General features: G+C 68.9%; 14 protein-coding genes. All 14 read left to right on the top strand.

The features are described 5' to 3' along the window. Nucleotides 1–134 precede the first annotated feature (134 nt). From AB0C82_RS05100 to nuoN, 14 genes are read left to right on the top strand one after another with little or no spacing between them, the layout of a single operon-like run. Nucleotides 135–494 (top strand): NADH-quinone oxidoreductase subunit A, encoded by a 360-nt coding sequence (locus AB0C82_RS05100; protein WP_003992243.1) that lies wholly within the window; start codon nucleotides 135–137, stop codon nucleotides 492–494. Between the two features lie 16 nt (nucleotides 495–510). Next, a complete protein-coding gene (locus AB0C82_RS05095; RefSeq protein WP_185299164.1) occupies nucleotides 511–1,065 on the top strand; it encodes an NADH-quinone oxidoreductase subunit B in 555 nt (184 codons plus the stop codon). Continuing rightward, a complete protein-coding gene (locus AB0C82_RS05090; RefSeq protein ID WP_362836339.1) occupies nucleotides 1,062–1,778 on the top strand; it encodes an NADH-quinone oxidoreductase subunit C in 717 nt (238 codons plus the stop codon). The genes AB0C82_RS05095 and AB0C82_RS05090 overlap by 4 nt, the downstream gene beginning before the upstream one ends. After that, nucleotides 1,778–3,100, top strand: coding sequence for an NADH-quinone oxidoreductase subunit D (locus tag AB0C82_RS05085; RefSeq protein WP_362836337.1), 1,323 nt, complete (start codon nucleotides 1,778–1,780; stop codon nucleotides 3,098–3,100). Before AB0C82_RS05090 ends, AB0C82_RS05085 begins: the two co-directional genes overlap by 1 nt. A gap of 29 nt (nucleotides 3,101–3,129) precedes the next feature. Continuing rightward, entirely contained in the window at nucleotides 3,130–3,942 is an 813-nt protein-coding gene (gene nuoE / locus AB0C82_RS05080) for an NADH-quinone oxidoreductase subunit NuoE (RefSeq protein ID WP_362837061.1), read from the top strand. Then, complete coding sequence (nuoF, locus tag AB0C82_RS05075) at nucleotides 3,942–5,306, top strand: NADH-quinone oxidoreductase subunit NuoF (protein WP_362836335.1); 1,365 nt, start codon at nucleotides 3,942–3,944, stop codon at nucleotides 5,304–5,306. Before nuoE ends, nuoF begins: the two co-directional genes overlap by 1 nt. After that, entirely contained in the window at nucleotides 5,303–7,807 is a 2,505-nt protein-coding gene (locus tag AB0C82_RS05070; RefSeq protein WP_362836333.1) for an NADH-quinone oxidoreductase subunit G, read from the top strand. Before nuoF ends, AB0C82_RS05070 begins: the two co-directional genes overlap by 4 nt. Then, nucleotides 7,804–9,207, top strand: a complete 1,404-nt coding sequence (gene nuoH / locus AB0C82_RS05065; protein WP_362836331.1) for an NADH-quinone oxidoreductase subunit NuoH — start codon at nucleotides 7,804–7,806, stop codon at nucleotides 9,205–9,207. Before AB0C82_RS05070 ends, nuoH begins: the two co-directional genes overlap by 4 nt. Further along, nucleotides 9,200–9,811 carry an NADH-quinone oxidoreductase subunit NuoI gene (gene nuoI, locus AB0C82_RS05060; protein ID WP_362836329.1) on the top strand — a complete coding sequence of 204 codons (612 nt, stop codon included), beginning with the start codon at nucleotides 9,200–9,202 and terminating at the stop codon, nucleotides 9,809–9,811. The genes nuoH and nuoI overlap by 8 nt, the downstream gene beginning before the upstream one ends. After that, nucleotides 9,808–10,632 carry an NADH-quinone oxidoreductase subunit J gene (locus AB0C82_RS05055; RefSeq protein WP_362836327.1) on the top strand — a complete coding sequence of 275 codons (825 nt, stop codon included), beginning with the start codon at nucleotides 9,808–9,810 and terminating at the stop codon, nucleotides 10,630–10,632. The genes nuoI and AB0C82_RS05055 overlap by 4 nt, the downstream gene beginning before the upstream one ends. Next, nucleotides 10,629–10,928, top strand: a complete 300-nt coding sequence (gene nuoK / locus AB0C82_RS05050; protein WP_185299156.1) for an NADH-quinone oxidoreductase subunit NuoK — start codon at nucleotides 10,629–10,631, stop codon at nucleotides 10,926–10,928. The genes AB0C82_RS05055 and nuoK overlap by 4 nt, the downstream gene beginning before the upstream one ends. Nucleotides 10,929–10,940: 12 nt before the next feature. Further along, complete coding sequence (gene nuoL, locus AB0C82_RS05045) at nucleotides 10,941–12,836, top strand: NADH-quinone oxidoreductase subunit L (RefSeq protein WP_362836325.1); 1,896 nt, start codon at nucleotides 10,941–10,943, stop codon at nucleotides 12,834–12,836. A gap of 4 nt (nucleotides 12,837–12,840) precedes the next feature. Further along, nucleotides 12,841–14,412 (top strand): NADH-quinone oxidoreductase subunit M, encoded by a 1,572-nt coding sequence (locus AB0C82_RS05040; RefSeq protein WP_362836323.1) that lies wholly within the window; start codon nucleotides 12,841–12,843, stop codon nucleotides 14,410–14,412. Further along, nucleotides 14,409–16,073, top strand: coding sequence for an NADH-quinone oxidoreductase subunit NuoN (gene nuoN / locus AB0C82_RS05035; RefSeq protein WP_362836321.1), 1,665 nt, complete (start codon nucleotides 14,409–14,411; stop codon nucleotides 16,071–16,073). Before AB0C82_RS05040 ends, nuoN begins: the two co-directional genes overlap by 4 nt. Nucleotides 16,074–16,221 lie beyond the last annotated feature (148 nt).

Here is a 16,221-nt window from a genome sequence, read left to right as displayed (position 1 = left end):
CACAGGACGGCAGGCATAGGATGCGGTGCAGTCGGGCTTGTGAACTGCCTCACATGTGCACGATCTTGGTGAGGTGGCGATCCGGTCGCCCGATGCGGTCCAACGGTCAAGGACGACTGGAAGGAGCGAGGAGCGTGAATGCCTACGCGCCCATCCTCGTGCTCGGCGCCCTCGGGGCAGGGTTTGCGATCTTTTCCGTGGTCATGGCCACGCTTATCGGCCCCAAGCGCTACAACCGGGCAAAGCTCGAAGCGTACGAGTGCGGTATCGAACCCACCCCCACTCCGGCCGGAGGCGGCCGCTTCCCTATCAAGTACTACCTGACGGCGATGCTGTTCATCGTCTTCGACATCGAGATCGTCTTCCTCTATCCCTGGGCGGTCACCTTCGACGCCCTGGGGATCTTCGGGCTCGTCGAGATGCTGCTCTTCGTGCTCACCGTCTTCGTCGCCTACGCGTATGTGTGGCGCCGCGGCGGCCTGGAATGGGACTGAGGGGCTGAGGGGCACCATGGGACTCGAAGAGAAACTGCCAAGCGGCTTCGTGCTGACGACGGTGGAAGAGGCCGCCGGCTGGGTACGGAAGTCCTCCGTCTTCCCCGCCACTTTCGGCCTTGCCTGCTGCGCCATCGAGATGATGACGACCGGGGCCGGGCGATACGACCTGGCCCGTTTCGGCATGGAGGTCTTCCGCGGTTCGCCGCGGCAGGCGGATCTGATGATCGTCGCGGGACGGGTCAGCCAGAAGATGGCGCCTGTCCTGCGGCAGGTCTACGACCAGATGCCGAACCCCAAGTGGGTCATCTCCATGGGGGTTTGCGCATCATCGGGCGGAATGTTCAACAACTACGCCATTGTGCAGGGCGTTGATCATATTGTGCCGGTTGATATCTATTTGCCGGGATGCCCACCGCGTCCCGAGATGCTGATCGACGCCATCCTCAAGCTCCACCAGAAGATCCAGGGCACCAAGCTCGGGGTCAACGCGGAGGAGGCCGCCCGCGAGGCGGAGGAGGCGGCCCTCAAGGCACTCCCCCTCATCGAGATGAAGGGGCTGCTGCGATGAGTGACGAGCTGAACACCAACAGCGGTCAGGTGCCCGCCCCGCGCGACGACTCCGGCGAGGTCATCGGCGTACGCAAGGGGATGTTCGGCGCCAACAACGGCGGCGACACCACCGGCTACGGCGGCCTCGTCCGCACCGTGACCCTGCCGGGGCCCACGGCCCGCCCGTACGGCGGCTGGTTCGACGAGGTGGCCGACGAGCTCGAAGGGGCCCTGGAGGAACAGGACCTGCTTCCCGCCGTCGCCATCGAGAAGACCGTCGTCGACCGGGGCGAGCTCACCTTCCACATCGCGCGGGAACACCTCGTCCAGGTCGCCAGGACCCTGCGCGACGACCCGGCCCTGCGCTTCGAGCTCTGTACGGGAGTCAGCGGCGTCCACTTCCTCGGGGACGTGGGCCGCGAACTGCACGCCGTCTACCACCTGCGCTCGCTCACCCACGGCCGGCTGATCCGCCTGGAGGTGTCGGCCCCGGACAGCGATCCGCACGTCCCGTCCCTCGTCGAGGTCTACCCGACCAACGACTGGCACGAGCGCGAGACGTACGACTTCTTCGGTCTCGTCTTCGACGGGCATCCGGCCCTGACGCGGATCATGATGCCGGACGACTGGCAGGGCTTCCCCCAGCGCAAGGACTACCCCCTCGGCGGCATCCCCGTCGAGTACAAGGGCGCCCAGATCCCGGCTCCGGACCAGCGGAGGTCGTACTCCTGATGACCACTCCTCACGCAACCCCCCGCGCCACGACCGAGGGGACCGTATACACAGTCACCGGCGGCGACTGGGACGAGGTCGTCGAGTCGGCGCTCAAGGCCGACGACGAGCGCATCATCGTCAACATGGGCCCCCAGCACCCGTCCACGCACGGCGTGCTGAGGCTGATCCTGGAGATCGACGGCGAGACCGTCACCGAGGCCCGCTGCGGCATCGGCTACCTCCACACCGGCATCGAGAAGAACCTCGAATTCCGGAACTGGACGCAGGGCACCACCTTCGTCACGCGCATGGACTACCTGACGCCGTTCTTCAACGAGGCCGCGTACTGCCTCGGCGTCGAGAAGCTGCTCGGCATCGAGGACCAGATCCCCGACCGGGCCACCGTCCTGCGCGTCCTGCTGATGGAGCTCAACCGGATCTCCTCCCACCTGGTGTGCATCGCCACCGGCGGTATGGAGCTGGGCGCCACCACGATCATGATCTACGGCTTCCGCGATCGTGAACTCGTTCTCGATCTCTTCGAGCTGATCACCGGCCTCCGGATGAACCACGCGTTCATCCGGCCCGGCGGACTCGCCCAGGACCTGCCCCCGGGCGCGGTCGACCAGCTGCGCGAGTTCATCAAGACCATGAAGAAGAACCTGCCGGAGTACGACAAGCTCGCCACCGGCAACCCCATCTTCAAGGCCCGTATGCAGGACGTCGGCTATCTCGACCTGACCGGCTGCGTTGCGCTCGGAGCCACCGGCCCCGTCCTGCGCTCCGCCGGGCTCCCGCACGACCTGCGCAAGAGCGACCCGTACTGCGGCTACGAGAACTACGAGTTCGACGTGCCCACCGCGGACACCTGCGACTCCTACGGCCGCTTCCTCATCCGGCTGGAAGAGATGCGCCAGTCGCTGCGGATCATCGAGCAGTGCCTGGACCGGCTGGCCCCGGGACCGGTCATGGTCGCCGACAAGAAGATCGCCTGGCCCGCACAGCTCGCGCTCGGCCCGGACGGCCTCGGCAACTCGCTCGACCACATCAAGAAGATCATGGGCACCTCCATGGAGGCCCTGATCCACCACTTCAAGCTGGTGACCGAGGGCTTCCGGGTCCCGGCCGGACAGACGTACACCGCGATCGAGTCGCCCAAGGGCGAACTCGGCGTGCACGTCGTATCGGACGGCGGCACCCGGCCCTACCGGGTCCACTTCCGTGACCCGTCCTTCACCAACCTCCAGGCCATGGCGGCGATGTGCGAGGGCGGCCAGGTCGCCGACGTCATCGTCGCCGTCGCGTCCATCGACCCCGTGATGGGAGGCGTCGACCGGTGACCGGAATCAACCAAGAGGTCAGTCTGGGGATGCCGCAGCTCCCCGCCCCCGGCTACCCGGCCGAGGTGCGCGCCCGGCTCGAAGCGGACGCGAAGGAGGTGATCGCCCGCTACCCCGGCAGCCGCTCCGCGCTGCTGCCGCTGCTCCACCTCGTGCAGTCCGAGGAGGGGTTCGTCTCCCGTACGGGCATGGCCTTCTGCGCCGAGCTGCTCGACCTCACCACCGCCGAGGTCAACGCGGTCGCGACCTTCTACACCATGTACCGGCGCCGGCCGAGCGGCGACTACCAGGTCGGCGTCTGCACCAACACCCTGTGCGCGGTCATGGGCGGCGACGCCATCTTCGACCGGCTCAAGGACCACCTGGGCGTCGGCAACGACGAGACGACCGAGGACGGCAAGGTCACGCTCGAACACATCGAGTGCAACGCGGCCTGCGACTTCGCTCCCGTCGTGATGGTGAACTGGGAGTTCTTCGACAACCAGACCCCCGAGAGTGCCACGCGGCTCGTCGACGACATCATCGCGGGCCGGACCGTCGAGCCCACCCGTGGCGCTCCGCTGTGCACCTACAAGGAGACGGCCCGCATCCTGGCCGGCTTCCCCGACGAGCGCCCCGGCGCCGTCGAGGCCACCGGCGGTGCGGGCCCCGCCTCCCTGATCGGACTGAAGCTCGCCAAGGGCGAGGCCGGGCACGCGCGTGTCGTCGGCCCGCGCGGCGAGATCCCCCGGGACGAACCGCACAAGGGCGCCGAGCACCTCAGCTCCCACGACGCACCACAGGAAACTTCGGCCTCCGACCCGGAACACCCGTCCGGTCCCGTTGCCGAGGAGGGGGAGTGATGACGTTGGCCGCCGAAATCGACAAGAGCGGGACCAGCCCCGAGAAGCTGCTGGCACCGGTCCTGTCCGCGTTCTGGGACGAGCCGGAGTCCTGGACCCTGGAGACCTACCGGCGTCACGACGGGTACGAGGGCCTGCGCAAGGCCCTCGCCATGTCGCCCGACGACCTCATCGCGTACGTCAAGGACTCCGGTCTGCGCGGACGCGGCGGCGCCGGCTTCCCCACCGGGATGAAGTGGCAGTTCATCCCGCAGGGCGACGGCAAGCCGCACTACCTCGTCGTCAACGCCGACGAGTCGGAGCCCGGGACCTGCAAGGACATCCCGCTCCTCTTCGCCAACCCGCACAGCCTCATCGAGGGCATGGTGATCGCCTGCTACGCGATCCGCTCCTCGCATGCCTTCATCTATCTGCGCGGCGAGGTCGTCCCCGTACTGCGGCGGCTGCACGAGGCGGTCCGTGAGGCGTACGAGGCCGGATACCTCGGCAAGAACATCCTGGGATCCGGGCTCGACCTGGAACTCACCGTGCATGCGGGCGCCGGCGCGTACATCTGCGGTGAGGAAACCGCACTGCTCGACTCGCTCGAAGGACGGCGCGGCCAGCCCCGGCTGCGTCCGCCCTTCCCGGCGGTCGCCGGTCTGTACGCCTGCCCCACCGTGGTGAACAACGTCGAGTCGATCGCCTCGGTTCCCGCGATCCTGAACCGGGGCAAGGACTGGTTCAAGTCGATGGGCAGCGAGAAGTCCCCGGGCTTCACGCTGTACTCGCTCAGCGGGCACGTCACGGGCCCCGGCCAGTACGAGGCCCCGCTCGGCATCACCCTGCGCCAGCTCCTGGACATGAGCGGCGGTATGCGGGCCGGCCACCGTCTGAAGTTCTGGACCCCCGGCGGCTCGTCCACCCCGATGTTCACCGAGGAACACCTCGACGTCCCGCTCGACTACGAGGGCGTCGGCGCCGCCGGTTCCATGCTCGGCACCAAGGCGCTCCAGTGCTTCGACGAGACCACCTGTGTGGTCAGGGCCGTCACCCGCTGGACCGAGTTCTACGCCCACGAGTCCTGCGGCAAGTGCACGCCCTGCCGCGAAGGCACCTACTGGCTCGTCCAGCTGCTCCGTGACATCGAGGCGGGCAAGGGCCGGATGTCGGACCTCGACAAGCTCAACGACATCGCCGACAACATCAACGGCAAGTCCTTCTGCGCCCTCGGCGACGGCGCCGCCTCGCCGATCTTCTCCTCGCTGAAGTACTTCCGCGAGGAGTACGAGCAGCACATCACGGGCAAGGGCTGCCCCTTCGATCCCGCCAAGTCGACCCTCTGGGCCGACGACAAGAACGCTCACCGGGGGGTGAACGCATGACAGTCACCACGAGTGCGCCCTCCGGGGGCGGCGAGGCGGCGGTTCCGCCCGAGGACCTTGTCACGCTGACCATCGACGGCATCGACATCAGCGTGCCCAAGGGCACCCTGGTCATCCGGGCCGCCGAACTCCTCGGCATCGAGATCCCGCGCTTCTGCGACCACCCGCTCCTGGACCCCGCCGGCGCCTGCCGCCAGTGCATCGTCGAGGTCGAGGGCCAGCGCAAGCCGATGGCGTCCTGCACCATCACGTGCACCGACGGCATGGTCGTGAAGTCGCAGCTCACCTCGCCCGTCGCGGACAAGGCCCAGAAGGGTGTGATGGAGCTGCTGCTCATCAACCACCCGCTGGACTGCCCCGTCTGCGACAAGGGCGGCGAGTGTCCCCTGCAGAACCAGGCGATGTCGCACGGCGACACCGACTCCCGGTTCGAAGGCAGGAAGAGGACGTTCGAGAAGCCCGTCCCGATCTCCCCCCAGGTGCTGCTGGACCGCGAGCGGTGCGTGCTCTGCGCGCGCTGCACCCGGTTCTCCAACCAGGTGGCCGGCGACCCGATGATCGAGCTGATCGAGCGAGGCGCGCTCCAGCAGGTCGGTACGGGACAGGGCGACCCCTTCGAGTCGTACTTCTCCGGCAACACGATCCAGATCTGCCCGGTCGGCGCGCTGACCTCGGCGGCGTACCGATTCCGCGCCAGGCCCTTCGACCTGGTGTCGTCGCCCTCGGTGTGCGAGCACTGCGCGGGAGGCTGCGCCACCCGCACCGACCACCGGCGCGGCAAGGTCATGCGGCGCCAGGCGTCCAACGATCCCGAGGTCAACGAGGAGTGGCTCTGCGACAAGGGCCGCTTCGGGTTCAGGTACGCCCAGCAGCGCGACCGGCTCACCACGCCGCTCGTGCGCAACGCGGACGGCGTCCTGGAACCGGCGAGCTGGCCCGAGGCCCTGGAGACGGCGGCCCGCGGGCTGGCCGCCGCCCGAGGCCGTACCGGCGTCCTGACCGGCGGCCGGCTGACCGTCGAGGACGTGTACGCGTACAGCAAGTTCGCGCGGATCGCCCTGGACACCAACGACATCGACTTCCGGGCCCGCGTCCACAGCAGCGAGGAGGCCGACTTCCTGGCCGCCCGCGTGGCCGGGCGCGGCCGTGACCTGGACGGCAGTGGGGTCACGTACACCTCACTGGAGAAGGCCCCGGCCGTTCTCCTCGTCGGCTTCGAGTCCGAGGAGGAGGCGCCCGGCGTCTTCCTGCGGCTGCGCAAGGCCGCCCGGAAGCACGGCCAGCGGACCTTCGCCCTCGCCACGCACGCCACGCGCGGTCTCACGAAGGCGGGCGGCACGCTGCTTCCCGCCGCCCCCGGAACCGAGACCGAGTGGCTCGACGCGCTCGCGGGCGGTGTCGGCCTCGACGGCGACGGAGCCGTAGCGGCCCAGGCGCTGCGCGGCTCCGGCTCGGTGATCGTGGTCGGCGAGCGGCTGGCCGGAGTGCCCGGAGCGCTGAGCGCCGTCGTCCGGACGGCCGCCGCCACCGGCGCCACGCTCGTGTGGATTCCGCGGCGGGCCGGCGAGCGGGGCGCGGTGGAGGCGGGCGCACTGCCTTCGCTGCTGCCCGGCGGACGCCCGGCGACGGACCCGCGGGCCAGGGAGGAGGTGGCGTCCGTCTGGGGCGTCACCGAACTCCCCTCCCGCTACGGCCGCGACACCGGCCAGATCGTCGAGGCCGCGGCCACCGGCGAACTGGGGGCGCTGCTCGTCGCCGGTGTGGAGACCGTGGACCTGCCGGACCCGGCCCGCGCGCTGGAGGCCCTCGACCAGGTCGGGTTCCTGGTCTCGCTGGAGCTCCGGCCCAGCGAGGTCACCCGGCGGGCCGATGTGGTCTTCCCCGTCGCGGCGGTCGCCGAGAAGCCCGGCACCTTCCTCAACTGGGAGGGCAGGGCCCGCATGTTCGAGGCGGCGCTGAAGCCCGACCAGATGACGCGGTCGCTCGCCCCGAGCGACACCCGGGTGCTGCACATGCTGGCCGACGCACTCGACGTACACCTGGCGCTGCCGGACCTGAGGGCGGCGCGGCGCGAGCTGGACCGGCTCGGCGGGCGGCAGGGCGGACACGCGGACGATCCGCGTGACGTGGGCCGGCCGCTGCCCAGGCCCGGGGACGGCGAGGCGGTCCTCGCGGGCCACCGGATGCTGCTCGACCTGGGCCGGCTCCAGGAGGGTGACGAGGCGCTGGCCGGTACGCGGCACGCGGCCGTCGCCCGGCTGTCCGCGGTCACCGCCGCGGAGACCGGGGTGAAGGACGGCGACCTGCTGGCCGTCACCGGCCCCGCCGGCACCGTGACCTTCCCGCTCGCCGTCACCGTCATGCCGGACCGGGTGGTCTGGGTGCCGCTGAACTCCGCCGGGAAGGGCGTCCCCGCCGACACGGGTGTCCAGCCCGGCGGGCTCGTCCGGATCGGCCCCGCCGCCGGAGCCCCCGCAGACTCACCGGAGGTGCGAGCGTGACTGGCCTCGCTCAACTCGCCGCGGCACCGCGGACGTCGGTGCTCGCCGCCGAGGATCTCTCGATGTTCGGCACCGACCCGTGGTGGCTCGTCGTCATCAAGGCGGTCTTCTGCTTCGCGTTCCTGATGGTGACCGTGCTCTTCTCCATCGTGTGGGAGCGCAAGGTCGTCGCCTGGATGCAGCTGCGCATCGGACCCAACCGGCACGGCCCCTGGGGGATGCTCCAGTCCCTCGCCGACGGCATCAAGCTGATGCTGAAGGAAGACCTCATCGTCAAGCGGGCGGACAAGGTCGTCTACGTCCTGGCGCCGATCATCGCCGCCATCCCGGCGTTCATGGCGATCGCGGTGATCCCGTTCGGTCCCGCGGGCAACGAGGTGTCGATCTTCGGGCAGCGGACGGCGATGCAGTTGACCGACCTGCCGATCGCGATGCTGTACGTCCTCGCGGTCGCCTCGGTCGGTATCTACGGCATCGTGCTGGCGGGCTGGTCCTCCGGATCGACGTACCCGCTGCTGGGCGGCCTGCGCTCCTGCGCCCAGATGATCAGCTACGAGATCGCGATGGGCGCCGCGTTCGCCTCAGTGTTCCTCTACTCCGGGTCGATGTCGACCTCGAAGATCGTGGAGGCGCAGGAGGACCGCTGGTTCATCATCCTGCTGCCGGTCTCCTTCATCATCTACATCGTCACGATGGTCGGTGAGACGAACCGGGCCCCGTTCGACATGCCGGAGTCCGAGGGCGACCTCGTCGGCGGCTTCAACACCGAGTACTCGTCTATCAAGTTCGCGATGTTCATGCTCGCCGAGTACGTCAACATGGTCACCGTCTCGGCGGTCTCCGTGACCCTGTTCCTGGGCGGCTGGCGGGCTCCGTACCCGGTCAGCACCTTCTGGGAGGGCGCGAACCACGGCTGGTGGCCGATGCTCTGGTTCGTCATCAAGGTCCAGCTGCTGCTGTTCTTCTTCATCTGGCTGCGCGGCACGCTGCCGCGTGTGCGCTACGACCAGCTGATGAAGCTCGGCTGGAAGGTCCTGATCCCGGTCTCGGTGGTCTGGCTGATGATGGTCGCCACCGTCCGCGCGCTGCGCAACGAGGGATACGACTTCTCGAAGATCGTCCTGTACGTCGCCGGAGCCGTGATCGCGATCCTGCTGATCTCCTTCGTCGTCGACATCTTCCGCGACCGCAAGGGCAAGGAGGCGGACGCGGCGGCCGGACCGGAGCCGGAGTTCGACCCGATGGCGGGCGGATTCCCGGTACCGCCCCTGCCCGGACAGACGCTGCCGCCGGTGCCGCGGCGCAGACCGCGACGTGAGCGCGAGCTCGTTGTCAGTGGCGGACCGGATACTCACAGTGACGAGAGCCCGAGTGACGGAAAGGAGGCTGACGGTGTCTGAGTCATCAGAACCCTCAGGGGAGAAGTTCCAGAATCCTGTGGCCGGCTTCGGCGTGACCTTCAAGGCCATGTTCAAGAAGCGGCTGACGGAGCAGTATCCGGAGACGCAGAAGGTGACGGCGCCGCGCTTCCACGGCCGGCACCAGCTGAACCGTCATCCGGACGGCCTGGAGAAGTGCATCGGCTGCGAGCTGTGCGCCTGGGCCTGTCCGGCCGACGCGATCTACGTCGAGGGCGCGGACAACACCGACGAGGAGCGCTACTCCCCGGGTGAGCGCTACGGCCGCGTCTACCAGATCAACTACGCGCGCTGCATCCTCTGCGGGCTGTGCATCGAGGCGTGCCCCACCAGGGCGCTGACGATGACGAACGAGTTCGAGCTCGCCAACACCACCCGCGCCAGCCTGATCTACACCAAGGACGAGCTGCTGGCCGGGCTTGAGGAAGGCATGGTCGACAGCCCGCACGCGATCTTCCCCGGCATGGACGAACAGGACTACTACCGGGGCCTGGTGACCGGGGCCGCGCCCGGCACGGAGCGCCAGCAGGCGGTCTCCAAGGGCGAGGACGAGAAGGCCGCCGATGACCGGGAGGTGGACGCATGACCGGCCTCGCCGCTGCGGCCGCCACCTCGACCGGCGAGGCCGTCCAGTTCTGGATCCTCGGCACGGTCGCCGTGATCGGCGCACTCTCCACCGTCCTGATGAAGAAGGCCGTGCACAGCGCGCTGTCGCTCGCCGGGACCATGATCATCCTTGCGGTCTTCTACCTCGCCAACGGGGCGTACTTCCTCGGCGTCGTCCAGATCGTCGTCTACACCGGCGCGATCATGATGCTGTTCCTCTTCGTGGTCATGCTCGTCGGTGTCACGGCGGCGGACTCGCTGAAGGAGACGCTCAAGGGCCAGCGCTGGCTGGCCGTCGGCTGCGGGCTCGGCTTCGGCATCCTGCTCTGCGCCGGCATCGGCAACGCCTCGCTGAACAACTTCAACGGGCTCGGCGCCGCCAACGCCGCGCACGGCGGGAACGTCGAGGGGCTCGCGAACCTCATCTTCACCAAGTACGTCTTCGCCTTCGAGATCACCGGCGCCCTGCTGATCACGGCAACCGTCGGCGCGATGGTGCTCACGCACCGCGAGCGCACCGAACGGGCCAAGACCCAGCGGGAGATGTCCGAGGACCGGGTGCGCAGTAACCACCTGCCGCCGCTGCCCGCGCCGGGTGTCTACGCCCGGCACAACGCGGTCGACATCGCGGGTCTGCTCCCGGACGGCACCCCGTCCGAGCTCACGGTCATGCAGACGCTGCGCAAGCGCGGCCAGATGCGTGACGTGTCGAACGAGGCACTGGCCGACCTCAAGGCGCTGGAACAGCGCTCGGGGGCGCGGCTGGGCCGTGACAACGACGAAGAGGAGGTCGCCAAGTGAACCCGGTCAACTATCTCTACCTCGCGGCCCTTTTGTTCACGATCGGCGCCTCCGGGGTGCTGATCAGGCGGAACGCGATCGTGGTGTTCATGTGCGTGGAGCTGATGCTCAACGCCTGCAACCTGGCGCTCGTCACGTTCTCCCGGATGCACGGCAACCTCGACGGCCAGATCATCGCCTTCTTCACGATGGTCGTGGCCGCCGCGGAGGTCGTGGTCGGGCTCGCGATCATCGTGTCGCTGTTCCGCTCCCGCCACTCGGCCTCGGTCGACGACGCCAGCCTGATGAAGCTGTAAGGGGTCGGAAACGTGGAGAACCTGATTGCGCTGCTGGTCGCGGCGCCCCTGCTCGGAGCGGCGGTGCTGCTCTGCGGCGGCCGTCGGCTCGACCGGGCCGGCCACTGGATCGGCACCCTGCTCGCCGCGTCCTCGTTCGCCGTCGGAGTCGTGCTGTTCAGCGCCATGCTGGGGTACGAGACCGAGGCACGGACGATGCGGCAGTACCTGTACAGCTGGATTCCGGTCGAGGGCTTCCAGGCGGACATCGCCTTCCAGCTCGACCAGCTGTCGATGACGTTCGTCCTGCTGATCACCGGTGTGGGCACCCTGATCCACATCTACTCGATCGGCTACATGGAGCACGACGAGCGCCGTCGCCGCTTCTTCGGCTATCTGAACCTCTTCCTCGCGGCGATGCTCCTGCTGGTCGTCGCCGACAACTACCTGCTGCTGTACGTCGGGTGGGAGGGCGTCGGTCTGGCGTCGTACCTGCTCATCGGCTTCTGGCAGCACAAGCCCAGTGCGGCGACCGCCGCCAAGAAGGCGTTCCTGGTCAACCGCGTCGGCGACATGGGCCTGTCGATCGCGATCATGCTGATGTTCACCACCTTCGGCACGTTCGCCTTCGGTCCGGTGCTCTCGGCGACCGGCGAGACCGGTGAGGGCACGCTGACGGCGATCGGCCTGATGCTCCTCCTCGCGGCCTGCGGTAAGTCGGCCCAGGTGCCGCTGCAGTCGTGGCTCGGTGACGCGATGGAGGGCCCGACCCCGGTCTCGGCCCTCATCCACGCCGCCACCATGGTCACCGCGGGCGTCTACCTGATCGTCAGGTCCGGCGCGATCTTCAACGCCGCTCCCGACGCCCAGCTGGCCGTGGTCGTCGTCGGTGCGGTCACGCTGCTCTTCGGTGCGATCGTCGGTTGCGCCAAGGACGACATCAAGAAGGCCCTCGCCGGGTCGACGATGTCGCAGATCGGCTACATGATCCTCGCCGCGGGCCTCGGCCCCATCGGCTACGTCTTCGCGATCATGCACCTGGTGACGCACGGCTTCTTCAAGGCAGGGCTCTTCCTCGGCGCCGGTTCGGTCATGCACGGCATGAACGACGAGGTCGACATGCGGAAGTACGGCGGCCTGCGGAAGTACATGCCGGTCACCTTCGTCACCTTCGGTCTCGGCTACCTCGCGATCATCGGCTTCCCGGGCCTCTCCGGCTTCTTCTCCAAGGACAAGATCATCGAGGCCGCCTTCGCGAAGGGCGGCACCGAGGGATGGATCCTCGGCTCGGTCGCCCTGCTGGGCGCGGGCATCACCGCGTTCTACATGACGCGCGTGATGCTGATGACCTTCTTCGGCGAGAAGCGCTGGCAGCCCGACGCCGAAGGCCACGAGCCGCACCCGCACGAGTCCCCGAAGTCGATGACCGTCCCGATGGTCGTACTGGCCGTCGGGTCGGTGTTCGCGGGCGGGTTCTTCTCGATCGGCGACCGCTTCCTGCTCTGGCTGGAGCCCGTCACGCAGTACGAGCACGGCCACCCGCCCGTCAGCGCGGCCACCGTCACCGGCGCCACCATGGTGGTGCTCGTCATCGGTGTCGCCATCGCCTGGGCGATGTACGGGCGCAGGCCGGTCCCGGTCGTCGCCCCGCGGGGTTCGCTGCTCACCCGGGCCGCCCGCCGCGATCTCCTCCAGGACGACTTCAACCACGTGGTCCTGGTCCGGGGCGGGGAGCACCTCACCCGCTCGCTGGTCTACGTCGACCACAGTCTGGTCGACGGCGTCGTCAACGGCACGGCCGCTTCGGTCGGCGGGCTCTCGGGCCGGCTGCGCAAGCTGCAGAACGGCTACGCCCGCACCTACGCGGTCTCGATGTTCGGCGGTACGGCGGTCGTCATCGCCGCGACCCTGCTGATGAGGGCGGTCTGATCACATGTCCTTTCCCCTCCTGACAGCGACGGCGGCGCTTCCGGCGATCGGAGCGATCGTCACCGCCGCCGTCCCGGCCGCGCGGCGCACCGCCGCCAAATGGCTGGCCCTGCTGTTCTCGCTGGGCACCCTCGTCCTGGCGGGCATCGTGTTCGCCCGTTTCGAGCCCGGCGGCGACCGCTACCAGCTGACCGAATCGCATGCCTGGATCGCGGACTTCGGTGTGCGGTACGAGCTGGGCGTGGACGGCATCGGGGTGGCGCTCCTCGCGCTCACCGCGCTGCTGATCCCGTTCGTCATCCTGGCCGGCTGGCACGACGCCGACCCGCTGGAGACGAAGTCCTCCCGCTGGCGGCCCACCCAGGGCTTCTTCGCGCTGATCCTGATGGTCGAAGCGATGGTGATCCTCTCCTTCGAGGCCACCGACGTCTTCCTCTTCTACATCCTGTTCGAAGCCATGCTCATCCCGATGTACTTCCTCATCGGCGGCTTCGGGGACCGGGCGCACTCCGGCAGTGACGAGAACGCCGCGGCGCAGCGCTCCTACGCCGCGGTGAAGTTCCTCCTCTACAACCTGGCCGGCGGCCTCATCATGCTGGCCGCCGTCATCGGCCTGTACGTGGTCGCGGGGAGCTTCTCGCTCTCCGAGATCGCCGAGGCCCGGGCCAACGGTTCGCTGGAGATGGCGACCAGCACCGAGCGGTGGCTGTTCCTCGGGTTCTTCTTCGCCTTCGCGGTGAAGGCCCCGCTGTGGCCGCTGCACACCTGGCTGCCCAACGCGATGGGTGAGGCGACGGCGCCGGTGGCGGTGCTGATCACCGCGATCGTCGACAAGGTCGGCACCTTCGCGATGCTCCGTTTCTGCCTCCAGCTGTTCCCGGAGGCCAGCAAGTGGGCGACCCCGGTGATCATCGTCCTCGCGCTGATCTCCATCGTGTACGGGGCGCTGCTCGCGGTCGGCCAGCGGGACATCAAGAGGCTGATCGCTTACGCCTCGATCTCGCACTTCGGCTTCATCATCCTCGGCATCTTCGCGATGACGAGCCAGGGCCAGTCCGGCGCCACGCTCTACATGGTCAACCACGGGATCTCGACGGCCGCGCTGATGCTGGTCGCCGGATTCCTGATCACGCGGCGCGGCTCCCGGCTCATCGCCGACTACGGCGGGGTGCAGAAGGTGGCGCCGGTCCTGGCCGGGACCTTCCTGATCGGCGGTCTGGCCACGCTCTCGCTGCCCGGGCTCGCGCCGTTCGTCAGTGAGTTCCTGGTCCTGGTCGGCACGTTCAGCGTGTATCCGGCGGCGGGCATCGTCGCCACCTCCGGCATCGTGCTGGCGGCTCTGTACGTCCTCGTCCTCTACCAGCGGACGATGACGGGCCCGGTCAGGGCCGAGGTCCGGGGGATGCCCGACCTCAGGGCCAGGGAGCTGGTGGTCGCGCTTCCGCTGATCGCGGTGCTGATCTTCCTCGGGGTCTTCCCGAAGCCGCTGACCGAGGTCGTCAACCCCGCGGTCCAGCACACCATGCAGGACGTACAGAAGCAGGACCCCCAGCCCGAGGTGGAGGCCGCCAAGTGAGCGCAACAGCTGTCCACAGCCTGTGGACAACGGTGGGCGGGGTGACATCGGCCGCTCCGGACGAGAAGTTCACGGCGCCGACCATCGAGTACGCCCAACTGGCGCCCGTCCTGATCGTCGTCGGCGCCGCCGTCCTCGGCATCCTGGCGGAGGCCTTCGTCCCGCGCAGGGGCCGGTACCACACGCAGGTGTTCCTGACCGTCGTCGCACTCGCCGCCGCCTTCGCCGCCGTCATCGGCCTGGCGGCCGGCGGGTACGGCACGACGAAGGCCCACATCGCCGCGATGGGCGCCATCGCCGTGGACGGCCCCGCGCTGTTCCTGCAGGGCACCATTCTCCTGGTCTCCATGGTCTCCGTGTTCACCTTCGCGGAACGGCGCCTGGACCCGGAGGCGCACGGCAACCGGGTCGACTCCTTCGCCGCGCAGGCCGGCTCAGTGCCGGGCAGCGACAGCGAGAAGGCGGCGGTCAGGGCCGGATTCTCCACGACCGAGGTCTTCCCGCTGGCGCTCTTCGCCATCGCGGGGATGCTGGTCTTCCCGGCCGCGAACGATCTGCTGACGCTCTTCATCGCGCTGGAGGTCTTCTCCCTCCCGCTCTACCTCCTGTGCGCCGTCGCCCGCCGCAAGCGGCTGATGTCGCAGGAGGCCGCGGTGAAGTACTTCCTGCTGGGCGCCTTCTCCTCGGCGTTCCTGCTCTTCGGGATCGCCCTGCTCTACGGGTACGCGGGCTCCGTCTCGTACGCCACCATCGCCAACGTGGTGGACGGCTCGGTCCAGGCCATCGACCCGGCGCTCGCCGACACCATGGGCAACGACGCGCTGCTGCTCATCGGCGGCGCGATGATCGTGACCGGTCTGCTCTTCAAGGTCGGTGCCGTCCCGTTCCACATGTGGACCCCGGACGTGTACCAGGGCGCCCCGACCCCGGTCACCGGGTTCATGGCGGCGGCCACGAAGGTCGCCGCGTTCGGTGCGCTGCTGCGCCTGCTGTACGTGGTGCTGCCGGGCCTCGCCTGGGACTGGCGCCCGGTCCTGTGGGCGGTGGCCATCGTCACCATGCTGGGCGGGGCGATCGTCGCGATCACCCAGACCGACATCAAGCGGCTGCTCGCCTACTCCTCCATCGCGCACGCGGGCTTCATCCTCGCGGGTGTCATCGCCACCACCCCGGACGGCGTCTCCTCGGTCCTCTTCTACCTGGTCGCGTACTCCTTCGTGACGGTCGGCGCCTTCGCCGTCGTCACCCTGGTGCGCGACGCGGGCGGCGAGGCGACGCACCTGTCGAAGTGGGCCGGGCTCGGCCGGCGCTCCCCGCTGGTTGCCGCGGTCTTCGCGGTGTTCCTGCTGGCCTTCGCCGGTATCCCCCTCACCTCCGGCTTCTCCGGCAAGTTCGCCGTGTTCAAGGCGGCGGCCGAGGGCGGCGCCAGTGGCCTGGTCGTGGTCGGTGTGATCTCCTCGGCCATCGCCGCGTTCTTCTACATCCGGGTCATCGTCCTGATGTTCTTCAGCGAGCCCAAGGCGGACGGCCCCACGGTCGCCGTCCCGTCCCCGCTGACGATGACGACGATCGCGGTCGGCGTGGCCGTCACGCTGGTGCTGGGCCTGGCCCCGCAGTACTTCCTGGACCTGGCGAGCCAGGCCGGGGTGTTCGTGCGGTAGCCGCGGAGGCACTCACCGTCCCGCGCGCCGGACGGGCTCGATCACGAGCCCGTCCGGCGTTGTCGTAGGCGCCGCCTATCGTGGTGGGGGACGGGATGCCGGACAGGGCGGACCACGGGGGACAGAGCAGATGAGCGGGACGGGCGTG

Origin of the sequence: Streptomyces sp. NPDC048560, from assembly GCF_040650955.1 — a bacterium.
Taxonomy (GTDB): Bacteria; Actinomycetota; Actinomycetes; order Streptomycetales; family Streptomycetaceae; genus Streptomyces.
Note: the sequence above shows the minus strand (reverse complement) of the source record. Positions and strands in the feature narration are given on the sequence as shown.

Bases quoted from the DNA above. Each gene is read 5' to 3' on its own strand.
- AB0C82_RS05095 (WP_185299164.1), top strand. From the start codon at position 511: ATGGGACTCGAAGAGAAACTGCCAAGCGGCTTCGTGCTGACGACGGTG.
- AB0C82_RS05090 (WP_362836339.1), top strand. From the start codon at position 1,062: ATGAGTGACGAGCTGAACACCAACAGCGGTCAGGTGCCCGCCCCGCGC.
- AB0C82_RS05085 (WP_362836337.1), top strand. From the start codon at position 1,778: ATGACCACTCCTCACGCAACCCCCCGCGCCACGACCGAGGGGACCGTA.
- nuoE (WP_362837061.1), top strand. From the start codon at position 3,130: ATGCCGCAGCTCCCCGCCCCCGGCTACCCGGCCGAGGTGCGCGCCCGG.
- nuoF (WP_362836335.1), top strand. From the start codon at position 3,942: ATGACGTTGGCCGCCGAAATCGACAAGAGCGGGACCAGCCCCGAGAAG.
- AB0C82_RS05070 (WP_362836333.1), top strand. From the start codon at position 5,303: ATGACAGTCACCACGAGTGCGCCCTCCGGGGGCGGCGAGGCGGCGGTT.
- AB0C82_RS05055 (WP_362836327.1), top strand. From the start codon at position 9,808: ATGACCGGCCTCGCCGCTGCGGCCGCCACCTCGACCGGCGAGGCCGTC.
- AB0C82_RS05040 (WP_362836323.1), top strand. From the start codon at position 12,841: ATGTCCTTTCCCCTCCTGACAGCGACGGCGGCGCTTCCGGCGATCGGA.